Source organism: Pseudomonas sp. GW823-FHT06B06 (genome assembly GCF_058795195.1).
This window is the reverse complement of sequence record NZ_JBXAHO010000089.1, coordinates 1-1,445: the sequence shown is the minus strand read 5'-3', so window position 1 is coordinate 1,445 and position 1,445 is coordinate 1. Positions and strand designations below refer to the sequence as shown.

Below are 1,445 nucleotides of genomic sequence, written 5' to 3'. Positions count from 1 at the left end.
GGCGGTCTCAAGGAACAAGTGCAACACCTGATGTAAGGTGTTGCCATGTCTACCCAATACAAACACTTGAGTACCGAGGAGCGCGTCACCATTATGGTGATGCTATTTCAACAACAGACGTTGCGGGCTATTGCCGCTTTGCTAGGCCGTCACCCCAGCACCATTAGTCGTGAGATCAAACGCACCCCCCAGCAGTCTCACTATGACGCCATACAAGCTACCAGCAGGGCCCAACAGCTCCGACATGTGCCTCGCCGTCAGCGGCGTTTATCTCCAGACTCAGAGCTATTTCAAGTGGTCGTCGAAATGCTCCGCATCGGCTGGTCACCGCAACAAATTGCCCGCAGACTACGCAGTATCTGGCCCGGCCAACCCGAGCGACATGTGAGCCACGAAACGATCTACCTCGCTATCTATGCCTACCCACGCGGAGAACTGAAGCGTCAGCTGATCAGTTATTTGCGGCAGGCTGATGGCAAACGTCGCAAGCGAACCCAGAGCAATGTGCGTCGAGAACGCTACCCTGCGCAGCTGAGTATTCACCTACGACCACCAGAAGTTGCAGACCGTCTGGTTCCAGGGCATTGGGAGAGTGATCTGATCATGGGCGCCAATAATCGCTCTGCGGTTGCCACAATGGTCGAGCGCACGAGCCGTTATGTGATTCTCGCCAAACTCGAAGGGCCTACCGCTGAGGCGGCGGCGGAAGCCATTGTGAGGGAAATGTCGCGGATGGCGCCATCGCTACTAAAAACCATGACCCATGATCAAGGCAGCGAAATGGCTCGTCATGCCGAAATCACTGCGCGCACGGGGATGAAGATTTATTTCGCCGATCCACACTCGCCTTGGCAGCGTGGTAGCAATGAAAATACGAACGGTTTGTTGCGTCAGTACCTCCCAAAAGGCACAGATCTCTCTCTGGTGACGCAGGCACGACTGGACGAAATCGCTGATTTGCTCAACACCCGACCCCGTCAGACACTGGGCTGGAAATTTCCGGTTGAGGTGCTGGTGGATCATCTTCAGTTTTCCGCGACCAACAAGCTTGAAACGATAAACTGACCGGTAAGAGCAAGCCCCGTCCCCGCCAAGCTACCTGGTGGATGCATCTAATGGGCGTTTCTATCGTGTCATTCCAGGCCGTCACATCGGCGATGGAGGGGGGGGGTGTATAGCCACTATTTAAGCGATGAAGGGGGGGTTGTGTATAGCCATTGTTTAAGCGATGAAGGGCGGGTTGTGTATAGCCACTGCTGCAGCGACCAAAGGGTTTGATCATGGCTCAGCTAAGCCCTTGGCAGTGGAAATTGTGCTTAGTCAGGTAGGCTAGGTTCGTTCAGACGCCAAGTGGTAACGATGTTTCGGAGGCGGGAATGCCCAGTTTCGTGATTAACATGCTCAGAAAAATTAACTGACTGTTGCACTTGTTCCTTGAGACCGCC

The 1,445-nt window shown here is 54.3% G+C and carries 1 protein-coding gene; it reads left to right on the top strand.

Features of this window, described 5'->3' with window-relative positions; translation table 11 throughout:
• The first annotated feature begins 45 nt into the window (after positions 1-45).
• On the top strand, positions 46-1,065 hold the full coding sequence (locus tag AC1Q8Q_RS32105) for an IS30 family transposase (RefSeq protein ID WP_046819627.1): 1,020 nt from the start codon (positions 46-48) through the stop codon (positions 1,063-1,065).
• Positions 1,066-1,445 lie beyond the last annotated feature (380 nt).